25 protein-coding genes and 1 pseudogene are annotated in these 21,885 nt (G+C 50.9%); 15 read left to right on the plus strand and 11 right to left on the minus strand.

The features are described 5' to 3' along the window. Window positions 1-138: 138 nt before the first annotated feature. A pseudogene (locus B9Z40_RS16615) lies at window positions 139-1,131 on the plus strand (DUF2130 domain-containing protein); the annotation flags it as partial. Window positions 1,132-1,195: 64 nt separating this feature from the next. Here the strand turns inward: B9Z40_RS16615 and B9Z40_RS16620 are convergent. Both B9Z40_RS16620 and B9Z40_RS16625 read right to left on the minus strand, forming a co-directional pair. Beyond that, window positions 1,196-1,798: a hypothetical protein gene (locus B9Z40_RS16620; protein ID WP_100174477.1), complete on the minus strand. Its 603-nt coding sequence runs from the start codon at window positions 1,796-1,798 to the stop codon at window positions 1,196-1,198. Next, window positions 1,795-3,096: a serine protease gene (locus B9Z40_RS16625; RefSeq protein ID WP_100174478.1), complete on the minus strand. Its 1,302-nt coding sequence runs from the start codon at window positions 3,094-3,096 to the stop codon at window positions 1,795-1,797. The genes B9Z40_RS16620 and B9Z40_RS16625 overlap by 4 nt, the downstream gene beginning before the upstream one ends. 194 nt (window positions 3,097-3,290) lie before the next feature. Between B9Z40_RS16625 and B9Z40_RS16630 the strand changes: the two genes are divergently transcribed. The 5 genes from B9Z40_RS16630 to B9Z40_RS16650 are packed head-to-tail and all read left to right on the plus strand — an operon-like array spanning window position 3,291 to window position 4,908. Next, window positions 3,291-3,545 carry a DUF4258 domain-containing protein gene (locus B9Z40_RS16630; RefSeq protein WP_100174479.1) on the plus strand — a complete coding sequence of 85 codons (255 nt, stop codon included), beginning with the start codon at window positions 3,291-3,293 and terminating at the stop codon, window positions 3,543-3,545. Then, window positions 3,542-3,742, plus strand: a complete 201-nt coding sequence (locus B9Z40_RS16635) for a DUF2283 domain-containing protein (protein ID WP_100174480.1) — start codon at window positions 3,542-3,544, stop codon at window positions 3,740-3,742. Before B9Z40_RS16630 ends, B9Z40_RS16635 begins: the two co-directional genes overlap by 4 nt. Beyond that, window positions 3,735-3,968 carry an XRE family transcriptional regulator gene (locus B9Z40_RS17450; RefSeq protein ID WP_199172589.1) on the plus strand — a complete coding sequence of 78 codons (234 nt, stop codon included), beginning with the start codon at window positions 3,735-3,737 and terminating at the stop codon, window positions 3,966-3,968. Before B9Z40_RS16635 ends, B9Z40_RS17450 begins: the two co-directional genes overlap by 8 nt. A gap of 20 nt (window positions 3,969-3,988) precedes the next feature. Beyond that, window positions 3,989-4,198 (plus strand): BrnA antitoxin family protein, encoded by a 210-nt coding sequence (locus B9Z40_RS16645; RefSeq protein WP_100174482.1) that lies wholly within the window; start codon window positions 3,989-3,991, stop codon window positions 4,196-4,198. A gap of 41 nt (window positions 4,199-4,239) precedes the next feature. Next, window positions 4,240-4,908 (plus strand): SOS response-associated peptidase, encoded by a 669-nt coding sequence (locus B9Z40_RS16650; RefSeq protein WP_100174483.1) that lies wholly within the window; start codon window positions 4,240-4,242, stop codon window positions 4,906-4,908. Here B9Z40_RS16650 and B9Z40_RS16655 read toward each other — a convergent pair. From B9Z40_RS16655 to B9Z40_RS16665, 3 genes are read right to left on the minus strand one after another with little or no spacing between them, the layout of a single operon-like run. After that, window positions 4,871-5,218, minus strand: a complete 348-nt coding sequence (locus B9Z40_RS16655) for a DUF3024 domain-containing protein (RefSeq protein WP_100174484.1) — start codon at window positions 5,216-5,218, stop codon at window positions 4,871-4,873. The two genes, B9Z40_RS16650 and B9Z40_RS16655, sit on opposite strands and share 38 nt — an antisense overlap. A gap of 30 nt (window positions 5,219-5,248) precedes the next feature. Continuing rightward, window positions 5,249-5,464: a hypothetical protein gene (locus B9Z40_RS16660; RefSeq protein ID WP_100174485.1), complete on the minus strand. Its 216-nt coding sequence runs from the start codon at window positions 5,462-5,464 to the stop codon at window positions 5,249-5,251. A gap of 27 nt (window positions 5,465-5,491) precedes the next feature. Next, window positions 5,492-5,782 carry a nucleotidyltransferase family protein gene (locus B9Z40_RS16665; protein ID WP_100174486.1) on the minus strand — a complete coding sequence of 97 codons (291 nt, stop codon included), beginning with the start codon at window positions 5,780-5,782 and terminating at the stop codon, window positions 5,492-5,494. Window positions 5,783-6,277: 495 nt separating this feature from the next. On the opposite strand from B9Z40_RS16665, the gene B9Z40_RS16670 reads away from it, so the two are divergent. Together B9Z40_RS16670 and B9Z40_RS16675 are read left to right on the plus strand one after the other, a co-directional pair. After that, window positions 6,278-7,861: a hypothetical protein gene (locus B9Z40_RS16670; RefSeq protein WP_100174487.1), complete on the plus strand. Its 1,584-nt coding sequence runs from the start codon at window positions 6,278-6,280 to the stop codon at window positions 7,859-7,861. Between the two features lie 108 nt (window positions 7,862-7,969). Next, window positions 7,970-8,464: a DUF6641 family protein gene (locus B9Z40_RS16675; protein WP_100174488.1), complete on the plus strand. Its 495-nt coding sequence runs from the start codon at window positions 7,970-7,972 to the stop codon at window positions 8,462-8,464. A 75-nt stretch (window positions 8,465-8,539) separates the two neighbouring features. On the opposite strand, the gene B9Z40_RS16680 is transcribed toward B9Z40_RS16675, so the two are convergent. Continuing rightward, window positions 8,540-8,770, minus strand: coding sequence for a hypothetical protein (locus B9Z40_RS16680; RefSeq protein WP_100174489.1), 231 nt, complete (start codon window positions 8,768-8,770; stop codon window positions 8,540-8,542). An 843-nt stretch (window positions 8,771-9,613) separates the two neighbouring features. Between B9Z40_RS16680 and B9Z40_RS16685 the strand changes: the two genes are divergently transcribed. Next, the gene (locus B9Z40_RS16685) at window positions 9,614-10,639 is read left to right on the plus strand and encodes a tyrosine-type recombinase/integrase (protein WP_100174490.1); all 1,026 of its coding nucleotides are present in this window, start codon (window positions 9,614-9,616) and stop codon (window positions 10,637-10,639) included. A gap of 5 nt (window positions 10,640-10,644) precedes the next feature. Here the strand turns inward: B9Z40_RS16685 and B9Z40_RS16690 are convergent, their stop codons facing one another. The 4 genes from B9Z40_RS16690 to B9Z40_RS16705 form a co-directional block, all read right to left on the minus strand. Beyond that, on the minus strand, window positions 10,645-11,430 hold the full coding sequence (locus tag B9Z40_RS16690; protein ID WP_100174491.1) for a Fic family protein: 786 nt from the start codon (window positions 11,428-11,430) through the stop codon (window positions 10,645-10,647). A 52-nt stretch (window positions 11,431-11,482) separates the two neighbouring features. Further along, entirely contained in the window at window positions 11,483-11,800 is a 318-nt protein-coding gene (locus tag B9Z40_RS16695; RefSeq protein WP_158238118.1) for a hypothetical protein, read from the minus strand. A gap of 88 nt (window positions 11,801-11,888) precedes the next feature. Continuing rightward, the gene (locus B9Z40_RS16700) at window positions 11,889-14,318 is read right to left on the minus strand and encodes a VIT and VWA domain-containing protein (protein ID WP_100174493.1); all 2,430 of its coding nucleotides are present in this window, start codon (window positions 14,316-14,318) and stop codon (window positions 11,889-11,891) included. Next, entirely contained in the window at window positions 14,305-14,703 is a 399-nt protein-coding gene (locus tag B9Z40_RS16705; RefSeq protein ID WP_158238119.1) for a MerR family transcriptional regulator, read from the minus strand. The genes B9Z40_RS16700 and B9Z40_RS16705 overlap by 14 nt, the downstream gene beginning before the upstream one ends. An 85-nt stretch (window positions 14,704-14,788) precedes the next feature. On the opposite strand from B9Z40_RS16705, the gene B9Z40_RS16710 reads away from it, so the two are divergent. The 6 genes from B9Z40_RS16710 (at window position 14,789) to B9Z40_RS16735 (ending at window position 20,591) form a co-directional block, all read left to right on the plus strand. Continuing rightward, window positions 14,789-15,355, plus strand: a complete 567-nt coding sequence (locus B9Z40_RS16710) for a hypothetical protein (protein ID WP_100174495.1) — start codon at window positions 14,789-14,791, stop codon at window positions 15,353-15,355. Between the two features lie 626 nt (window positions 15,356-15,981). After that, window positions 15,982-16,668 carry a GntR family transcriptional regulator gene (locus tag B9Z40_RS16715; protein WP_100174496.1) on the plus strand — a complete coding sequence of 229 codons (687 nt, stop codon included), beginning with the start codon at window positions 15,982-15,984 and terminating at the stop codon, window positions 16,666-16,668. Between the two features lie 51 nt (window positions 16,669-16,719). After that, window positions 16,720-17,538 (plus strand): phytanoyl-CoA dioxygenase family protein, encoded by an 819-nt coding sequence (locus B9Z40_RS16720; RefSeq protein ID WP_100174514.1) that lies wholly within the window; start codon window positions 16,720-16,722, stop codon window positions 17,536-17,538. Then, window positions 17,535-18,401, plus strand: a complete 867-nt coding sequence (locus B9Z40_RS16725) for a phytanoyl-CoA dioxygenase family protein (RefSeq protein ID WP_100174497.1) — start codon at window positions 17,535-17,537, stop codon at window positions 18,399-18,401. Before B9Z40_RS16720 ends, B9Z40_RS16725 begins: the two co-directional genes overlap by 4 nt. 504 nt (window positions 18,402-18,905) lie before the next feature. Continuing rightward, window positions 18,906-19,592, plus strand: a complete 687-nt coding sequence (locus B9Z40_RS16730; protein ID WP_100174498.1) for a flavin reductase family protein — start codon at window positions 18,906-18,908, stop codon at window positions 19,590-19,592. Window positions 19,593-19,610: 18 nt separating this feature from the next. Next, window positions 19,611-20,591 (plus strand): tripartite tricarboxylate transporter substrate binding protein, encoded by a 981-nt coding sequence (locus tag B9Z40_RS16735; RefSeq protein ID WP_100174499.1) that lies wholly within the window; start codon window positions 19,611-19,613, stop codon window positions 20,589-20,591. Between the two features lie 337 nt (window positions 20,592-20,928). Here B9Z40_RS16735 and B9Z40_RS16740 read toward each other — a convergent pair whose 3' ends face one another. Beyond that, window positions 20,929-21,858, minus strand: coding sequence for a LysR family transcriptional regulator (locus B9Z40_RS16740; RefSeq protein WP_100174500.1), 930 nt, complete (start codon window positions 21,856-21,858; stop codon window positions 20,929-20,931). Window positions 21,859-21,885: the final 27 nt, after the last annotated feature.

The following is a 21,885-nucleotide window of genomic DNA, read 5'->3' on the forward strand; positions in this document are numbered from 1 at the left end:
AAAGTTCCCACGTTGATCACTCCCGGCCACCCTTGCTCAAAAAATGAGCAGGATAGGCCAATGAAGTGGCTCAAATTTGGATGCAAATTCCTCTCAAAGTGGCTCAGTTTTTAAGGCCAATCAACACTGCAAAAAGCGGCGGGAACCAAGGACGCCGAGATCCAGGCTCTGAAGGCGCAACTCGATGCTATTGAGACCGCAAAGAAGCTTGCCATCACTGAAGCTGTCAGCGCTATTGAAAAAGAGCGTGATCAGTTCAAAGGGGGACTTGAGCGTGCCGAATTGGAGATGGAGCTTGCCAAAAAAGCTCTCAAGGACAAGTATGAGACGCAGATCAAGGATCGTGAGGACACGATCGAGCGCCTGCGTGACCTCAAGGCCCGCTTATCCACCAAGATGATTGGCGAGACCTTGGAGCAGCACTGCGAAACTGAATTTAATCGTGTGCGTGCAATGGCGTTCCCACGAGCGCATTTCGAGAAAGATAACGACGCGCGCTCAGGAAGCAAGGGCGACTACATTTTTCGGGAATCTGACAGCGCCGGCACTGAAATTGTCTCGATCATGTTTGAGATGAAAAATGAGAGTGATACGACGGCCACCAAAACCAAGAATGAGGACTTCCTCAAAGAACTTGACAAGGACCGCAATGAAAAGGGATGTGAGTACGCCGTTCTTGTTACCCTGCTTGAGCCAGAGAGCGAGCTCTACAACGCCGGGATCGTGGATGTGTTCCACCGGTATCCAAAAATGTATGTGGTACGCCCCCAGTTTTTCTTGCCCATAATTTCATTGCTGCGCAATGCGGCCATGAACTCCTTGCAATACAAGTCTGAATTGGCCCTGGTCAAGAGCCAGAACATAGACATCACCAATTTCGAGAACGAACTGGATTCATTCAAAGCAGCGTTCGGTAAAAACTACGAACTGGCTTCCAAGCGGTTTCAGACTGCCATCGATGAAATCGACAAGTCGATAGACCATTTGCAAAAGACCAAGGATGCCTTGATCGGTACCGACCGGAATTTGCGACTGGCCAACGACAAGGCTCAGGATGTGACAATTAAAAAATTGACGCGTGGCAACCCCACCATGGCGCAAAAGTTTGCCGACTTAAAAGCTGGGGAGTGAGACGATCAAAGGCTTTATTTAAAGAGGCAGGGTGGTCTAGAAGTCCTCTGGTCAGACCTAATTGTCACTGATCACTCCAAGATTTTGACCACATGTGCTCCAAACCTTCGCGTAATTTGTGCTCAGGTGTGACGACAAAAGCGGGGGCGTAAATGTTGGGGGAATACGGCAACTTATCGGCCGCAGCCTGATCATTCTTTTTTGCCCACGTGTGTGCCGTCACAAGTGATATGGCTAAAACACTGCCAGCAACCCACATTGCAAACAAGCGAAGATTCAACCCAATGCGGCTTGCCAAGTGAATGTGAATCAATGCGGTCAGCGTTATTAGTACTGCATTTGGGATGTTGTGTATGTCAGTGGGCCATGGCCAGCCCAAGTTAAAGAACATCCACGGCAAGGCGTAGTTGAGAACCGCTGCGTCTATGAAGGACGCACCAGCTGCAATGATGGTGTGTTCAGCAAGCCTTGTTCGACCTTGTTCTTGCCAAGTTACCCAGGACCATGCACTGATCCAGCAAGACAAAATGGCGACCTCCTCAACCATCAACTTTGTGATGAATGCTGTATCGGCGGCGCTGCTGTAGATTGGCAAATAGACCCACAGTTGAGCTGCTAGCCAAGCCAGGATGAAAGCGGGTGCGGCTATGAGAGGTCTTGACATCATGGTTTAGACTTCGGGGTAAAGCTCAGACTGTCCATACTTTTCAGCAAGATGGCGCGGGCGCTTTGATCATCAAAGCCAGACATACCGATGGCGACCAGCAATGCATCTTGGCCTGACACTAAGGGTGTGTATCGAAATCGATAGTCAAACAAGCCCGGGAGTTTTTCGACAGCACGTCTGCATGCATGCAGTTGGATTGGCAAATCAAAACGCCCCCTCAAGCGTTGCTCAGTGCAATTCCAAGAAGCAGTAGGCCCATCGTTGTCTTTGACGTTACGCAGGCGCGTTAATTGATCCTCGACCAATCGTGCAAGGCCATGCGCGCTCATTTTCTCGCTGCTGAACCAGAAACTGCCCATGACGATGTGGCCCGCGTTCTGTTGGTCCGAGATGTACAAGCTCGTAGAAGAGTCGCACCGTTGGTCAACACGTTTGTAGTGGTCATTCGGAGTGTCTTTGCGAGCGGCAGAGCAAGGTTGATCTCTAGAAATATCCCCTCTCACCTGAAACGGCCCAAGTCGCCTAACGCTGTGTGTTGGAAGGTCAAAACGCATCACGATCTGTTGATTGAATGCGCTGACTTGGCGTGCGATGTCCTTGCGCAGTTCATCCAAACTGGGGGGCTTTTGAGGAGTCTTGCTGCGGATCATTTGACCCACAGCCTCAGCAGGGACTGCCAGTCCCACCAACTGGTATTGAGTACTGGTGGCCACGTTCACTCCAAGCACCCGACCTTCCGCATCCAGGGTTGGCCCACCGCTCATGCCGCCATTGATAGCGCCGCTGAAAATGATCAATGGCGTTGAGGTTTTGTCTGTGACGCCGTTAAACGTACCCGTCACGATGCTGTGTTGATAACCGCCTGGCTTGCCCATGGAATAGCCCGATTCACCACGGTCGGGCAAAGTCTCACGCAATTCCAACAAGGGGACCCGTAGGGTTTGTTCAACTTTCAAAATGGCCAGATCGTTCTGAATGTCTACAGCCACGATTTCGGCCTTGAGCTCGCCTTGATCCATCGACACAATTTGCAGGGTGTGATCGTCCGGCTCAAAAATTGAATCTGAGATGGCGTGGTAGTTGGTGATGACCCAATCTTTTCGGTGGGTCACAAAGCCACTGGCCACGGAAGAAACGCCCAAGTTGGTCCGATTTTTCGTGACCACCTCCACGACAGACGGGCGAATGCGCTCGTAGAGTTGGCGAGAATTGTGTGGCGCTGCGAATGAAGTGATCGAAATCGAGCACAGAAGCAATATGGCCAAAAAGGGAGAAACAAGCCTGTTCGGCAAATGCATGGCCAAAACTCACAAAATTATCAATACTGTGATGGTAGTGGATGGGTGGGCTCATGGGATGAGCCAGGAGTGATTTTCCACTGGCCGAGCAAACGCTCTACGCCTGCTGGGACGGAGAGCACTGGGTCATCATGCTGCCAAGTAAATATTAAATTTTCTCTTGCAAATTATTAAAGTAGTTATATAATTTTTGCATGACAATCACCTACACACAACATGCTCAAGCCCGCATGATTGAGCGTGGTATCAGCCAGCAGGAGGTTGAGGCGACGATAAAAAATCCTGTTCGGCAAATATCCGCCGACCATGGACGTATTGAGTCGCAAGGTTTCATCGAACGAAGCGGTGCCAAGCAATTACTTCGAGTTATCAGCGAAGGTGATGTAGTTGTGTTGGTCATCACTGTGATGGCAACTAGCAAGTTTCAAAAGTATGGGGTTTCACCATGAAAATTGAATACGACCAGCAAGCCGATGCCATGTATATCCGCTTGCGTGCAGGCACTGTGGCCGAGAGTGAAGAAATTCGACCTGGTGTTGTGTTTGACTACGACGTCGACGGAAAAGTGCTGGGCATTGAAATGCTAGACGTGAGCGAACGCACAGATAACCCCCGCGAGTTAGCTATGGAGTTGGTAGGTGGGTGATTTAGCGCACGCCAAGGTTATGGAGATGCGAGCGGAACTGGTAGACCACGTTCGCCTTATTGTCCAATCAGAAGGTTGGACTCAAGCTCAAGTTGCTCAACGCTTTGGGGTGGCTCAAAGCAGGGTGAGTGATCTTTTGAGCGGTAAGACTGAAAAGTTCAGCCTCGATATGCTCATAACTTTGGCATCACGTGTTGGGTGCAAAGTTGAGCTGTCTGTTGAGTGACTTGGTGTCCTCCACATACTATGAAAAAAGAATACGACTTCACCAATGCGCGCAAAAATCCTTATGCATCGCAGCTGGTGAAGCAGATCACTATTCGGCTGGACGAAGACTTGATCGGGTACTTCAAAGGAATATCTGAACAGGTCGGTGTCCCGTACAAAAGCCTGATCAATCTTTATCTGCGTGACTGTGCTGCGCACAACAGAAAGCTTGACCTGAGCTGGAAGTGATGAATCAAACCAGTCGGCATCCACATTTTTGAATTCAGTACGTGTGCACCAATTTCACGCCAACCAAACGCGCCCAGTGGGTCAAAGAAACCCTTGGTGTCGATCTGCCCACGGGCTACCCCGATGAAGCCTATCCCGGTTACGCAGCACCTTTGGTCGTGAAAAGTCACCAGACAGGCCGTGTGGCCTGCGGTTCGGCTCGGTTCGGACTGATTCCTAGCTGGGCTAAGGACGTCAAGATCAGCCGCCATACTTATAACGCCCGCAGTGAAACGGTGGCGGAAAAGCCAAGCTATCGAACCGCATGGCGTCAACGGCAATTTGGCTTAGTTCTGGTCGATGACTTCTACGAGCCAAGTTACGAGTCTGGCAAGGCTGTGCGTTGGAAGATTGAATTGGCCTCTGGTGACCCTTTTGGCATTGCCTGCCTATGGGAGCGATGGATAGATCCGGTATCCGGCGAATTGGTCGTCAGTTTCTCCATGCTTACTGTCAACGCTGACGAACACTCAGTCATGAGCCAGTTTCACAAGCCTGGCGATGAAAAGCGGACGCCTGTGATCATCGCCCCTGATCTTCATGACCAGTGGCTTTCAGCCGATACAGATCAAGCAACTGAGCTAATGTCTTTGACTCATATGCCGGAATTGAGGGCTATATCGTTCCCATTGATTAACCAAAGAAGCAGCCGTAATGATCTGATTCGATGACCATCAACGCGTCATCGAGTTCGGTAGCCTCGAACATGGGGTCATAAGACTTCCACTTACCGCTTGCACGCATCCAATAAATTTGCCATTGCTCGGTCGCTTTGACGAAGCGGAGTTTGGCCATAGGCTGCCGCGTGACTTCGCCTGGTGCACCTTGCCAAGCGGGCCGCACTTCAATGATGATCACAGCTTGACCATCTATTTCGTAGTCGTAATCGACAGATTTTTTGAGGTGAGGGGGAACACGGTTGAGGCACCACTGGCCTACAACCTGATCGATTTCACCGATATCTTCTATGCTGAAGGCCATTTTATTTTTGACTTGCTTTAATCAAGAGCATCAAGCGTCCTCTGGGGGCACAGTTGATTTAAGTTCCCGCATCTTGATCAATTCGGCGGCAGTGATTCGTACAGGCTTTCCATCTACAGCAACGATGATGGCTGTGTTGGTCCTTATGGCGAGATCTTCGGCAAATTTTGCTGCGCGATGGATGGCTGCATAAGATCCGGCCAAATCCGGATCTTTTGAGTTACGAATATCCTTTGGGTCAAACATCAAATATCTCGAATAGCGGATCGGAACTCATACTGGTCGAGCATCTGCGATGACTGTTTGACGAAATTTGTCAGGGAGCGCTCCGGGCGTCAAGACATCTACTTGAACGCCCAACAAGTGGCGAAGCTTGTAACGAATAGCACCCAAGTCAAAGAGAGTTGTGTCCTCCGTGGTGTCCACAAGGATGTCAAGATCGCTTCCCTCTGTGTCGGAACCATGCACCACTGAACCGAAAACGCGGGCATTCGACGCTTTGTGAGCAAGCACAATCTCGCGAATTGCTTTACGGTGAGCTGCAAAGGCGACAGATGGTTTCATGGGTAGATTTTTGACGGAAGTCCAATTTTACGATCAAGCCCTGTATTTGCCAATCTGAGTTGCTCAGTGTCTCAGCTTCCTGGGCTGTTGGGTGTAGGACCTGACTGGATGCTGTGAAACCCATACATGGCCCAAAGCAGCCACCGGGCGTCTTGCGCATTGGGCGCCCGAATTTCCGTGGCAATGACCTGACTTCGTCCGTTGACCTTGACCCTGACTGATGCTTTGTATGTGCGCATCAAGTACTTATCCAGATTCCAAAAAAGACCTGTCCACTCGACTGATTGGCATAGGAATTGATCCAAGCAAGGAGCTGCATGCCTGCGGCATCGGGTGGCTGCGCCACTTCAAGATGCCATTTGACTCAGGTGATTTTCAATTGAATGATTGAAATTACTATATGTCTGTGACTTTTTCAGTTATTGCCGAAATCTATGAAAAAGCGCTAAATACACAGGAAATCCGAGATTTCTCACATCAAGGAGTCGGCACCCTGTGATCAAAATAACCGTTCATGAGTCAGTCGAAGAGGCTTTGCACAAAGCCTTTCCACGGCCTGCTGCTTCGGCAAAAAAAGCATTGGCCAAGTACGTCGCTGTGGTCGAGTCCATGCTGTTCGATGCCTTGCAACATGGCAGGACCCCCGAGCAACTCAAGCTGAACTTATACGCGGTGTCTTTGGATCAATTGGCCAATAAAGGTGGCCAGATAGGTCCTAAAAAAATTCGTGTTCATAAATGGTTACGCGAAAACAATCTGGAGCTTTTAGAAACGGTGGTGCCTGGCAGCAAATTCACCGGTCAGAACTCACAGGTCAAACTGTCACCCTTGATCACAATGCAGAACACATTGACCGTACCTTCCGGATCAATTGCGGCTGCAACCACGGATGAAGAAATTGATGCGTACCTCAGTGGTGACCCTGCATCCAACAAAGCCTTGTTCGATCACCTCTATCCTGAATACGGTCAGGAGTGGAAAGAGGAAAAATTAGCTGAGCTTTTCCATTGGGTGCCAGTAGACATCGAATCCGTCAAGGCCTACCTTTACTGGGTAGAAATTGAATCTACGCACATCAAGGACGCTCAAAAAGATACGATTCTTCGCCAAGCCTTGACGATCATTGGCGTCGCCACACTCACCAAGGGCTATTACGTACAGCGGGTCAAACCCAGTCAGTTTGGGCGTACGTACTACGAAGGTACCAGCGTGCAAAACGTCAACAAAGACTTGAGGCGTGCCATGCTGGGCAATTGCTGGGAGTACGACATCCGCAGCAGTGTGGTGGCATGGAAAATGGGTTACGCCAGAAGCCTGCTGTGTGATTCGGGATTGGATGTGGATCTACGCAAGCATTTCCCAGCCACTTTGCTGTACCTAGAAGACAAGGCCGACTTAATGGCAACGATCATGTATTTCACCTTTGGAGATGCCAGCCCGGTACCTAAAGACCTTCAACCTGTCTTGCTCAAGCAAGCGTTCACAGCCATCAGCTTTGGTGCCCGTCAAACAGCCAATGGTTGGTTGGACGCTTCGGGAAATTGGACCAATCCTGCCTTGGTCGACATATTAAAGAACGGTGACGACAGAAAGCGATTTCTCTCCGACAAGACCGTCAAGCTTTTCATCAAAGAACAAAACGCTTTGGACGACTACCTGTATGAGCTCGTTAAAAAGCACCGTCCAGATTTGCTTCAAGCAAGCTTCCTGCAAACCGACAGTGGTAGGCCCAGCAAAGCCAAGGTCATGGCTTACCTTTATCAGCACGGCGAGACGCAGGTCATGGACATCGTCAGACGCGTAGCACTGACAAAAGGTCACAGACCGATTGCCAATGTTCACGACGCCATCTTCTTCAAGCGTCGTTTAGGCGTTGATTTCAAGACCGAGATTGAAATGCAGATGCGTGAGCAAACGGGCAACCCTTATTGGCATTTGACCCCTAAGCAGTTAGAGCGTTACAAACCCCGTTCCTTGAACGCTGCTGCCGAGGAAAGCGAGCACAAGAAAAGAATTGAGCAAGAGGAAGCTTTGGCCAAAGGGTACAAATCGGTGTTTCCAAACATCTTGATTGGCTGAAGCTACCAGCAGTGTCCTTCCAGACTGTCGGGTTACCAATGATTCGGTTGCCCAGAGCCACAGTCTGACAATAAATTTGTTATTCCTGCAACACACAAGGAGTAGCAAATGTCAGGTCTTAACGCATTGAAATTCATCGCCAGCAAGCGTCAGCAGGGTACAAGCCCAGCGCATGCAAGACGGCAAAAGCTCAGCGCCAAGCTGCACGAGCAAATTCAAATGGCCAAAGCTGTTCAGTCAGGTACTGAATTTGTACCGGTGAAGATTCGCACAGTCCGGGACGACGCCACCGGCGAAATGCGACGAGTAGAAATTCCCAAGCGGTTGAAACCATGGTGGTGGTCTGGAGATAACGGCAAGATGTGCATCACAGTCCGCTATGGCGCACGCACTCTGGATGTAGTCGAAGGTAAGAACGCCATAGAGACTGACACCATCGCAGGCGTTATCACCACGCTTGAAGTTTTGCGTGCTGCTGTGGATGCCGGAGAGCTGGATGCACGCATCGAAGCAGTCAGTGGTTTGGTCAAAGCTGCATTTGGCAAGGAGGAGGGCGCTGCCAAAAAGGGCAAGTTGAAGCTGCCAGTTAAGCCAGCTTCTTAAAGCAGCCACACTACCGATCACTGCTTAGAGCAATGACCGACACCTTGATTCAACTTGGTGTCGGCTTTCTTTTGGCTAGATCGATTTGATTGGCGCAATGGGTTTTATGGTGCCAATGGGCTTGGTTGTTTTAGTTGTTGGGGACTTAGGCTTGGTCAACAACTGCAGGGCTTTTTGGGCCCGCTGTGTCTTTTGTCGTTCTCGCTCCTGTTGAACGGCTGTGGTGGCGCGTTCCCTCGTGGCGCGAAGTTGGTCCAGTTTCAATTGCTCTGGCGTCTTGGGTTTGACGAGTTCGTTGATCAGCATATTTTTATTTATGAGCAGATCGAAATCGAGGGCACGAGATGTCGTCTTTTTGCTAAATAAATATAGAGAAAGGAGAGCAACTATGCGATTTAATGAAATAGCCAATGCGGACGATCAACTTGCTCTTTGGCGATTGATATCAGACAACGTTTGGTCTGCTGTGATGGCACAGGCCAAGGAGCAGGCCAGGCTCAAGGCGCAGACCTCAGCCACCCCCAAGCCTAAAAGGATCAAGCCTAAAAAGATTGTTCCGAAAAAGGCACCAGCCCCCAAGCCAAAACCACCAGCCCCGAAACCACCCCCACCCAAAAGTCCAGTACCCCAGCAGGCGAGGGCAGTGACCCCCAACAGGCCCCCACCACTGCCCAGCTCACAGCCAGTACTCAGGCCCACACATTCAAGCAGCTTCAGCCAGGCCGATGCCTATGGGTTGCAGCAACAATCGATGGGGCCAGGCCAGGCCAACATGCCACGATAAACCGTCGAAAGACCCGAAAACGCGGGGTTTTAGCCCCGAATATGGCCGTTTTGCAAATCACTGGCCATGGGGATGACAGGCATAGCAAAAATGGTTTGGGGGTGGCCATGGGTTGGTCAACGTGACGGCATGGGTATTCAACAGGACTGGCGTCTAGCCACGCACAAAACCAGCGCTGCGCAGCTGATTTGGATTCCGGTATCGACACGGATCCAAGGCCTATATGAGTGGTGTTCTAGGGCTGATTTAGGGCAGAAAACTTCGTGGGTTTTCTGTCCAGATCGTCCTGGAAATTCATCTAAATCCGGTTGTCCATCTGCGGCTTTGACAGTAAATTTGTTGGATGCAAATTGACCATTTTGAGCATGAGTGACGGCCACTTCGAGATTGTTAAATCAACTCCGGAAGCTGTCTTACGACGGTTGGTTCGAGTAAGGGGTGTTGACTTCGATGAGTCGTTCGTTGCAGAGCTGATTGGCAATTATTTCATCCGCAAAGAAATGCATGCCGAACCCAAAATTTCAGATGCCATGGCGATTTACCTCCATGAAAGTGATGCAGGTGACGGCCGTAAATTCAAGGGCGATGTCTTACATGTTTTCAGGCGCTTTTCATCCTTGGTGGGTGATTTGTACCTCTGTGATCTACGTTATGCGCATGCCTGCATTTTTCGTGACCATTTGCTGAGTTTGGGTTTGAAGCCTGTGACAGTTCGCAAGCAAACGGCGATCTTGAACGCCATGCTCAATGTGGCCTTCAGATGCCTAGACATAGACAGACTGAGCCCATTCCGTGCTCTGAAAATTTCCGGTGAAGATGAGCGCAGGCCAATGCCTGTCATTACCCATGACTTGTTGCTGGCAGTCAAACAAAAGTTGATGATGCGGTTCAAGCCCTACAAGCTCATTGGGCTGATCCAGATGAATACTGGCTTGCGACTGTCTGAACCTGTGTACGCCCGTGTTGAGGATTGTGTTTTTGATCACCCGATTCCGCACATTTGGATCCGCAAAAATGCACTCTCCAATCGAAAGAACAAGAGCAGTATTCGTGCCGTACCGTTGGTAGGGGTGTCGCTGTTTGCAGCCAAGCGACTGGTGGAGATGGCCAATTGCGAAGGCAGTGAATGGCTGGTGCCGCAGTATGCGCACTACCATGGCAGCAACAGCTGCTCGGCCATCATGAACAAATACTTGGCCGACCTAGACTTCAGAAGTCACATGTTTCGTCATGCCCTGATCGACAGGATGAAAGCCTGTAACGATATTCCCACGCGTTTGGCCGAGAGCATCACAGGTCACTCAAGTGGTGGGTCTGAGTTCAATAACTACGGCACGGTGGGCTATACGCTTGAACAAAAGCTAGAAGTCTTAAATCGCATTTCAATTTAAAGCAATCAATCCACTTGCGGATTGTTTTGTTGAATGGTGATGGCATCTGGATGACAGCTAACTAAAAATTCCATCATTTCAGTGGCGTCTTTGGCCTTGTAGAAACGGACCATTTTTTCGTTAAAGTCTTGCGCTTTTGCCGCTGGAATGCTGATGGCATCCATACCGGAGGACATTAAAATTCCATTCATCATGAAGCGTGATGTGCGTTTGTTGCCGTCAAAAAAGAACTGCTGCAAGGCTCCGAACAGAAAAAATGCAGCAGCTCTTTCAAATGGACTTTCGACTGTATTGGTTAACGCTTGCAGGCCTTCGGAAAAAACACGGTTGAGCTCAGGTGCTCCGGGCACAGTGGGTAGTGGCGTGTAGCGACCTTCAGGACCTAGGCCAACGTCGGGTGTGTAGTTAGTCTCTTGACCTTCTCCACGAAAATGTCCCCATTCCAGCGCTTCATTTTTTGCTACCAGTCCATGTAGCTCGGTGAATGTGATTTTGTCCAGCTTGAACTTTCCAGCTTTGACAAGTGACAGCAGGTATTTGGAGCTTTCGGCCAAGTTCAGTACTTGTTCTTGATCGGAAATTTTCCGGCCACCGACCGTCACACCTTCAAGCAAAGTTTTCACTTCTGGAAACGTAAAGGGATTGCCTTCAAGCACTGATGCGTCCCAAACATACGTAGTCAGCATTCGATGGAAATGAAAAGTTACTCGATCAATCGAGTGGGTAGGAATCTGCTGAGGAATCTTTTCGCGGTTCCAGCTAAAGCCTAAAGCGGCGAACAGGTCAATCATTTTTATCTTGCTCCATGGACAAATGTCATTTCTGTGAAAACCTCGGATGCCCTCAGGCCTGAGATTTTTTTCGTGACGTTTGATCGTGTGATGGTGTCTTGCCGGTACGGCCTTTTTTGAGTCCAGTTTGAGCCTTTTCTTCTTCAGGCCAAGGCTCATGATCGGGAGTTATGGTGGCAGTCCGAATGATCCATACACCTTTAGCTGGCGACTCAATCAGGACTTGTCTTCCCGCGAACTCTTTGCCCAAAGAGATTTGGCCACTTGCGCCGATGGATTTGACCATCTTGCTGTCAGTTGCGGGGTAAGACATTGCGCTTTCCTTAAAGTTCATGCATTCATGCTGCATGATAGTTTCTGAAAAACTCATCGTCAACCTGGATGTAGGGCTGGTAGAGCTACGCGCTGGAGCAGAAGCTTGATGTTTTAAACCGGATTGCGGTCTAGTTTCATGCCAATCAGACCGCAGCTTCTTGTTTTAATTCGGACAGCTCTGCATAGATCGCCTGTTGTAGATCGCGGTCAATCGGCGACAGGAATTCTCTTAATATTCTTTCTGCATGCCGATCGAGTTCGACGGATAGATTTTCCGCTGCCCAGCTGATGAAAATCGCCCAAATTGGGGCTCCAGAGCCAGCAGCCTTCATGTGCTTTGTGATCAACCACTCCATGTAGTTGGCTTGGTTTGTTCGAAGGCATGCGGCAAGTGCAGATCTGAATCTCGTGTGCGTCAGGGCTACCTGGTTGAAGCTGCTCAGCAATTCATGAATTGGGTTCTTTGCGTTGGTCTTATTGGCCAGGATGGCCTTCAGCTCATCTGATGTGCCCTGTGGTTTTTTGACCGTGTGCGTACTTTGCGGCGGTTTATTGGGCGTACTGACGATGTCCTTGAATTTCTGGACGAACGTCTTGACGGGCTTTGAATCGGAGGACGACTCTTGTTTCCTCAGAAAAGCCGGTATCTCAATGTCATCCATGCCTGCGTTTGCCATCCCATCAATTCGGGCGGCAGAATGAGTTCGATTAGAGCGCCAGATAGCAGGAGCAGAATGGCTCATGTTGATGTGAGATTCCGCCATGAAGTGCATATTGTCACTACCGGTACGCATCACTCGAAGCGGTGTTTGGCTGCGTGAATACGCCACAGTTCCGTTGCCACTCCAGCCAGCTGCCAGCATAGGCCTTACCTGTAGTAACTCAGGCAAATCTTCAGCCTTCTCGCTTTCCACTCGCTCGTGAACAAGGATTAAATTGGTTTCGCTGGTGACCAGTTGATATTCGACAGCGAGTCGCTCTCGATCTTTGGCTTTTGTTAAATCGTTCAACCGCAACGCAGCTGCAATGCGAGAGAGGTCAAGGCTTTCATCCCAAATGACGGGGCAGGGTGTTGTTTGTCCGTTTGGATAAACGGTCTGAACCACTTCCAATTCATCGAGCGCGGTGCCTTGCGTATTGATTTGCGTCCATGACATCAAGGAGCTGCCTGATGCTGCATGGCCCGCTGATTTCGATTGCCAGACGATAGGCGCTTCGCATGCAACTTCTTGTTCTATTTGCTGCGTTTGCCGAATCTTGATCAGCAGGCGCTCGACGGCTTTTTGCATGCTTTCACGGGGTGTAACCATTTCACTTGCGCCACCCGTGACGTCTGCCATGTCCTTGAGCAGACTTTCTGATGGTGCTGAGCCTACGCCTAATGCATAAATGCGCTGCCCAGAGGCGCGCACTGTGGCGATGATTTCTTCAATGTTCCAGACCTCGCCGTCCGTGATCAATAAGATCACCGCATTTTTGGATTCTTCGGGTGAGCCACTTTCAATGGCGATGACCTCTTTCAACGCGTCATCAATTTCGGTACCGCCCAAATCCGCATTCAAGCGACGCGATGACGCTTTCAAAAGTTGTCGGTAAATGAGTGTGCAAGGCTTAAGTTCGGAATGGTCGTGGTGGACAGTGCTGCCAAACCGCGTAAACGAGACTTGGTCCGTATTGTTCAGCTGTCCAAATAGCCAATTGAGGCAGTCTTTGGCTTGTTCAATGCTGTCGCCCTGCATGGATCCAGAGCAGTCGACCAGTACCTTGATAGAGATAGGGTGCTGCTTTTCAAAGCCGGTTGGACGGTACACACCGCCAGTCAATACCGTAGCCTCTCCTGGGCGAGCCGAGTCATGAGCTGCGACTGCGAAGTTCATGTCGCCAAGGCGGTCAATAACCAAGACGAAGTCACGATCCAACCATGCAGCACCCTCTAACTTCAAGCTGCATTGATTGCCCTGACGGCTCAGTTGGATTTCATGGCTGGGGCTGTAAACCGTGCCTTGGCTCAGGTTCTCAGACAGTTCAAGATTCAGAAACAGCCGATGTTCGGCCTGTGGATTGGCTTCAGCTTGTTGGTGCAGTTTCAAGCCCGCAGCCGATGCATCTCCGTATCGCGGTGCAATGGTCGTGGGAAGACTGAAACGGATCGCACCATCTTCGGCTTTCAGGATTTGAGCGTAGTCAAGTTCAATGACCACCTCATCCCCAGTCTGTATGTTGCCGATATTGGCCGTGTACAGGTCTTTACCTGACCGCTCCAGCATGACTGGCAAGTCACCGCTGCTGATGGCCTCTTCATATTGCGCTTCAGCCACTTTCTTGGGCTTGACGGTACCGGTCATGCTTTTGCCGTTCAGTTCCACTCGCATGCCCAAAAGGACGCTTTGCCATCCCATAGGGAAGGTGTAGACGCATTCGACGTTGTCATCTGACCAGTTCTTGTAAACCTGGCGAACCTTGATCTGAGCCACCAAGCCATTGAGGCGACCAGTCACATGGGCCGAGACCAACCCAATGTTGGCTTCCATGTCCTGGGCGTGCAGTCCAATTTGTTTTTTATTCGCTTGCATTGATTTCTTCCCAAGTGGTGAGGACGGAACGCACAAATAGACGGAGTTTTTCGGGGGACAGACCAGCTATTTGTGGCTCTACATGCAGTTCAACGCCGGGGGCGATGAATACCTTGCTGATGACGGAGATGTCGCCCGCAGCCTTTGGAAGGGGCGGGGGTGTAGTGATCCCATTCATCAGTTGCTTGATGCGCTCCAGCGGCATGCCTTGATCGGCCATGGCGCGAACCTGCAGCACTTGGTCCAGGTGCTTTTGGGTGTACCGGGCATGTTTTCGATCGCCTTCATGTCGATCAACCAAGCCGAGTTGGATGTAATAACGGATCGTGCGCAGCGGCAAATCGGTCAGCGCGCTGAGTTGATCCAGGTTGAAAGTGGTGTCCATGTTTTCTATCATACAGTAAAACTGTAAAATAGAACTGTCAATTAAAAAACACCAAGCTTGTACGTACCTGAGCCACAATCAAACCATGGCAAATCCAACCGCAAAAACCATCTATTACCTGCCGGGCTATGGCGGTCAACTGGGTACAGGGCTGGGCAGGGCATTGATGGATAGAGGGTTTGATGTGGCTGGACGAGAAACGCGAGAAGACTTTCGTTCATTGCCGTTTGATGAACAAATCGCGACTGTAAGTCAGGACCTTAAAGACCACTTTTGGCATGACGACGCCCGAGTGATCTGCAATTCCTTTGGCGCGTATCTTTTCTTGCACGCACAAACTCAGCTTCCATCCTTTCCGGGTCGAGTGTTGCTGTTGTCACCCATCGTGGGGGAGTTCACAAACGCTCAGGCCCGCACCAGTTTTTCTCCACCAAGGCCAACAAGACTCAAGGATTTGGCTGAAGCAGGGCATTTCAAGGTGCCGCGTCAATGCGAGATGCATGTAGGGGAAGACGATTGGCAAAGCATTCCTGCCAACGTGCAGGCTTTGGGACGTCTCACTGGAATCACCGCAACCGTAGTACCTGGCGGTGGTCATGACTTGGGCAAAGACTATGTTGGTCCGCTTCTAGACCAATGGCTAGTTGGATGACTGCCAGTTCAAAAGAGTCAACAGCTCATCGGAAAAGTTCGATACACACCAGGTTCGATGAACAAAACTTTATGCGCACGGTGCCATTTGAAGATCTAAATATACCTACTAAAAGGTTATCCGGATCGCATGTCACTCTTGGGGGCGCAACAAGCACAGTGGAAGTCGTTCAGTGTTTCATCAGCGCGGCTCAACCCAGCATGGTCGCTTAGTGACTATTGCGCTGTAAGAGCAGACCAAGATGAAATCTCATCGCAATCAAGTGACCTCTTCAGGCTGTGAGCGGACGATCAAAGCAGCCTTTTGGGCGGTAGCTAGCGACCCAAAGCGGTCTTCACGGTGAACCAGCCCCTGACTCAGATACAGCGATAGCGGTCGGTCGTATCCGACAGTAACTTCTTGCCTTCAACTCAGAAGCAGGCACTCGAATTCAGTCGTCATTGCTTCTTCCGCTGACCGGTTTCATCTGACCAGCTGACAGTTGCAAAGCGCTGGATCGCTTCGAGGTGATGACGATCCTTTTATATTGGTGAGATGGGTAATACTGACTCAAAGCGGTCGTGCCACCATCCTAAATGCCTCGTGAGTTGTAGTGTCGGGGATTTTCTTGTGGCACCATATTGATTATGACCAGTCGACCTCGCGCACTCTCGAAATCGCCTACTCCTAGCCAGGTGCCGCCCTCACTCAACGAGGAAGCTTATCGCCTCATTGAAGAGATGATCGTGACTCTTGAACTCGCGCCGGGCAGCGTGGTGTCTGAGGCCATGCTCAGCGAACGCATCGGCATTGGGCATACGCCGATCCGTGAAGCCTTGCAGCGTCTGGCGCGCGAACATCTTGTTCAGATCTTGCCCCGTCGCGGTGTGGTGGTCACCGCCGTCGACGTGGGTCATCAACTCCAAATCCTAGAGACACGGCGCGAACTCGACCGCCTTATTGCTCGATCTGCAGCTACGCGTGCCACTCTGGCAGAGCGCGAGACCATGGCTGCCATTGCTCAGAACATGGAGACTGCTGTGAAGTCTGACGACCTTGTAGCATTCCTGAAATGGGACAACGAAATGAACAGGCAGTCAGCACACAGCGCTCGGAACATTGTGGCTGCTGCGGCCGTGTCCGCTCTGCACTCGGCCTCACGGCGTTTCTGGTTCTACCATCACCATGATCAAGTCAACGCGACACTGCGTCTGCACGTGGCCCTTGCACGTGCGATGGCCTCCGGCAAATCTGACAAAGCTGCCGAGGCAAGTGATCGGTTGATTGATGATCTTTTCGGTTTCGCCCACAGGACCCTGATTACCCGCACTTGACAACTGGCATACCAGTCACATACCATGAACTCCTGTTTAAGGAGTTTGCCAGTGCGCCTCACCCATCTGCAGATCGAAACCTACCGCCGTGATGGATTTCTCACCCTTGATGGCCTTTTTTCTGCCCCTGAAGTAGCGGCCATGAGGGCCGAGCTTGAGCGAATTCAAGTGATCGACACCGATCACTTGGTGCGGGAAAAGGGAAGCAATATTGCCAAAACTATCTATCAGGTCCACGAGCAAGACGGCCCTACAGGTTCACCGGTGTTTCATGCCGTCTCGCGTACTTCACGCATGCTCGAGCCCGCACAGGATCTGCTTTCCGAGCAGGAGCTCTACATCCATCACACCAAATGCAATTTGAAGACCGCCATTGACGGTTCGGTGTGGGCGTGGCACCAGGACTACGGAACTTGGAAGCGAGATGGCATGCCTGAGGCACGTCCAACTACAGCGTTGGTCATGCTGGACGAGCCAACAGAAATGAACGGGTGCTTGTACTTCATTCCGGGCAGCCACAAAGAGGGCAATCTAGAGCCAGAATTCAACGACGCTACGGGCTACAAGTTTTATGTGACGCCGAAGGACAAGCTGCTAGAAATCATGGCTCGCAGCCCCGCACCGGTGGCGATCACTGGCAAGCCCGGCACCGTGGTGTTCTTTGACTGCAATATTCTGCACGCCTCGGGGCATAACTTGTCCCAGCACAATCGTTGGGCGATTTATGTGGTCTACAACCCGGTATCAAACCGGTGCAACGACGTTCCCAACCCACGTCCTGACTACGTACGGTCAACCAATACAAAACCACTCATCAAGGGAAGCGACCATATTTTCCCGCTTGCAAGCTCGACGCAGGAAGCCAGATGAATACCCGCCATCAACGCATCCTTTCCCCTGAGCAGATCAGGGACTACCGCGATACGGGTTATCTCAATCTCCGTCAGGTACTTGATCCCAAATTGCTTGCGAGGCTGATCGCGACCACTGAGCGACTGTACGATGAGGGCCGATCACTCCAGCAAAAGTCAAAACATTACGACCTAGAGCCTGCGCATACCGCCCTTGCGCCACGTATCAGGCGTATCTCCAGCCCGACCGAACTAGATTCGGTGTATGTTGAAGCCGCTTTCGATTCGATCCTGGGTGACATCGCCGCAGACCTGCTTGGTGGAGCGGTCAAGTTTTACCACTCGAAGATCAATTTCAAACTGCCTCATGGAGGTGCAGAGATTGGCTGGCATCAAGACTGGCCGGTGTTTCCTCACACCAACACCAATCTTGTCGCTCTGAGCGTACCTTTGAATCCGTCCCGCGCCATCAATGGCTGCCTTCAGACGATCCCCGGCAGCCACAAGTTGGGGCCGCGCAGTCATTGGGAAAACGGCATCTATAAACTCAATTGCAACCACACGATGACGCGGGAAGACTTTGAGAACGTAGTCGACAATGAGCTGGATGTGGGAGATGTGGTGGCACATCACGGCCTCGCAGTGCACGGCTCCAGTCAAAATCGCTCGGACACCTTGCGAACGACCTACATCATTCAGTACGCCGCTGCTGACTCATTCGCCTATACCGCACCCGTTGTAGACAGCATCCATCGCAACCAGATGGTCAGGGGCGAGCCGGCTACTCATGCACGCGTGGAAACTGGAATCATTGAATTACCGCCGGATTTCTCGGCGGGATATTCAGGCATATACGCTTTGCAGACGGCCGGGAAGAACTAGGGCTTTTCGATAAGTACATCGGTGGAGCCACTTCCAGCAATGATTGAAGCACCCGACCCATTACGGCCATCAACTCTAGGTGCCATAACGGCATAATTGCAGCGATAGGCGACGTCCATCACTCGGCCGCTATGGTCCGGACACGACCCGTAGCCGTCATTTGGAGTGAACCGAACCAGTCATTCGGAAAGCGGACATTCGACCAGCATCTTCCATAGACATGCCTTAGCTGAAAGGTCCTTGGCAGTCGAACCTGCCAGCGCAATACAGTCGTCGCCTTGGCTTTGCGCGAGTACGCGTTCACCGGGCAGCGGACCCCTTCTCTATGACTGTTTGCTCCCCTGCATGACTGACGGAGATCAGCCGCTAAGCCAGCTGATCTCGCAAAATCTACGCATCAATTTGTTATTCATAAAATGAATAACCATTGCATGAAAATGCTTCTTCCTGTTTGAGTTGAGCGGCCATAGACTTTGCTCAACTACTTGAAAAATCAGGAGACGCATGTATTACGAGCCAGGAAAAACCCCTCACGGTTTGAAGCACGATCCCTTTAAATCTTGTGTGGTTCCTCGACCGATAGGCTGGATTTCAACCCTGGACACGCAGGGGCGCCAGAACATTGCTCCCTACAGCCAGTTCCAGAACGTCACATTCGATCCGCCAATTGTGATGTTTGCGGCCAATCAAAGCAGTCTTGGCAACCGAAAGGACACCGTGCACAACGCAGAACAGACGGGTGAATTCGTCTGGAACATGTGCTCCTGGGACCTGCGTGAGGCGATGAACATCTCCGCACAGGAATTGGCTCCTGGCGTCAGCGAGATCGAAGCGGCTGGGCTAGAGATTATCCCTTCAAAGCTGGTACGGCCCCCTCGCATCAAAAAATCTCCGATCCAGTTCGAATGCAAATATCTCAACACGTTGAGATTTCCGGGTAATGGAGTGATGGGAAGCGCCGATGTCGTCTTCGGTAGGGTGGTAGCCATTCATATCGCTGATGAGTTCATCGACGAAAACGGCTTGGTCGATATTCTGAAGATTCGACCGATTGCTCGAATGGGCTACTTTGAATACACATCCGTTGATTCCAAGTTCAGTATGCCAATTCCTGGGGACAACAGAGCTCTACTCGGGGGATTAGAAGGCTCACCCGACAAAGTGCACAAAGAACTTGGTGATTTGAATTGATAAAAGGAGATATTTAATATGAATAACTTAACCTCAAAGCTGTTTGCGCTTGCGCTTTTCACTTCTTCCGCTCTGTTTACGATTACGGCAAACGCGCAAAAGTATCCCGAGAGGCCAGTCAAAATTACGGTCGGATTCCCGCCAGGAACGGGACCTGACATCCTTGCCAGGGTTGTGGGAGTCAAACTATCTGAACTAACCAAACAACCCGTCGTGATCGATAACAAGCCCGGTGCCGGAGCGCAAATCGCTACGCAGCTTGTTTCCAAGAGTCCTGCTGATGGCTACAACATTCTTTTGGCCGAGGCTGGCTCCATCAGCATTGCACCTGCTGCATTTTCAAAGCTTCAGTATGACCCCACTAAAGAATTGACTGGCATTGCAGAGCTTGCTTGGGCCGACTTTATGTTGGTCGTACCAGTTAACTCGCCCTATAAAACACTTGCCGACATGGTCAACGCCAATAAATCTGGCAATTCAGTACTGAACTTTGGCACTTTTGGAGCGGGGACGCCAGGTCACTTCGGTGCAGTTGAGTTTGGCTCACAGGCGCAAGTTAAGGTGGAGCCAATTCACTTCCGGAGCACTGGTGATGCCGTGACCGCTCTTGTCTCGGGAGATGTCGCAGGTGCCTGGGTTTCAACTGCAGTGGCAAGCGCTCAAGTCAAAGGCGGGAAAATGCGAGCCTTGGCAACCACTGGCAAAGCCCGATCCGCTCTTTTGCCTGATGTGCCAACCACTGCCGAAGCCGGTATGCCCAAACTGAACTTCTCAGCATGGCTTGGGGTACTTGCCCCATCGGGCGTACCTGCATCGGTGCTTGATGTACTCAACAAGAGCTTGGTTCAAGCCGTCAATTCTCCAGAGGTCAAGCAAAAGCTGATCGAGGTCGGATTTGCTGTCACTGGAACCACTCGTGCCGACACCGAAAAGATGCTCAAGACCGAAGCTGTCCGCTGGGGTGGAATTGTTGCCTCATCCGGCTTTAAGGGTGATTGATCGTGTGGGTTTTGATCATCAACAAGAATTCAAGGCAAGCGCAATGCATTTGGATCTAGACCTAGCTGTATCCACGGATTCCAGTTCCTTTGCGGGGGAAGATGGCGAGTCAGGCTACATGTTTGAAGCATCCGTTTACGCAATCCTCGGCTTGGTTTTTGCAGCACTCACTTTCATCACACTAATACAAAGCAAGGGATGATATGGACACAGCAAACTCAGCTTTCGCAATTGCCGTTGAAGACTACGACAAGAGTGATGCCCGAATGACCTTGGCTGGGAAGATTGTTCTGGCACTGTCGTTGTTAGCCGCTCTTGCTGCCCTGCTCTTATTTATTTAACTCTTGCCCGCACGGGATATCTTTTCGGCTCCTGTCCAGATACCCGAACTTAGTGAGCCACGCAGCGTCTCCAGTAGAGCTTTTTTACATTCCTTGACCGCAGAGGAATGCGATCGAAGATCGTTCTCGAAGAGCGACCAGGTTAAGTACAGTCCCTTGATCGGTGCCCAGCTGATTTCCTCATCGTGCTTAATGTTGACTACGGCGCAAGCGGGCACCACCGTAAAAGCCAAACTTTGACTCGCAACATTCATGCAAAGGCTAAGTGTGTCAACCTGCATTGCTAGCTTGAACTTCAACGATTTACGTTGAAGCGAGTGTTCGATCAGATGTCTGATGGCATTTGGCTTGCCGGGAAGCACCAGTTTGATGTCATCAAGTTTAGCAAGTGGCACAGGCTCTAATGGCTTGAGGTTTACGGATTTGTGTCCAACCAGCACCAAAGGCTCCCTCACTAAACTTGTTTGGGTGTAGCCGTTCAGTGGTGTGTTGGAAAAGGGAATGATGCACAGGTCAAGCAAGCCAGCGATCATGTGTTCCCTCAAGATGTGGCTTACCCCTGCATGAATGCGCAGAGTCACGCCTGGCGATTCGATCATGATCCGATTGATCAACTTGGAGGTGAATACCTCTTGCCAGGATGGCGGAATGCCAAATGCGACTTGCCCCGAGGTCTCACCGAGCTGCTCTTTGAGCAATGCAAACTGAGATAGCAGCGGTCGCGCTCTATCCGACAGCAGCCGCCCTGCATCGGTGAGTTGAACCCCTCCTTGCGTGCGCGTGAAAAGCGTAGTGCCCATCTCATGCTCCAGGGAGCTGATCACGCGAGAAAGGGAGGGCTGAGAGATGTTGAGATCTCCTGCCGCTTTGTTGATGCTGCCGAATTCAACAACTCGCAAAAAGAATTCAATAGATTTGGAATCCATGACGTTAACCGATAAATGAATAACCAG

Source organism: Limnohabitans sp. 15K (genome assembly GCF_002778285.1).
Classification (GTDB): domain Bacteria; phylum Pseudomonadota; class Gammaproteobacteria; order Burkholderiales; family Burkholderiaceae_C; genus Limnohabitans_A.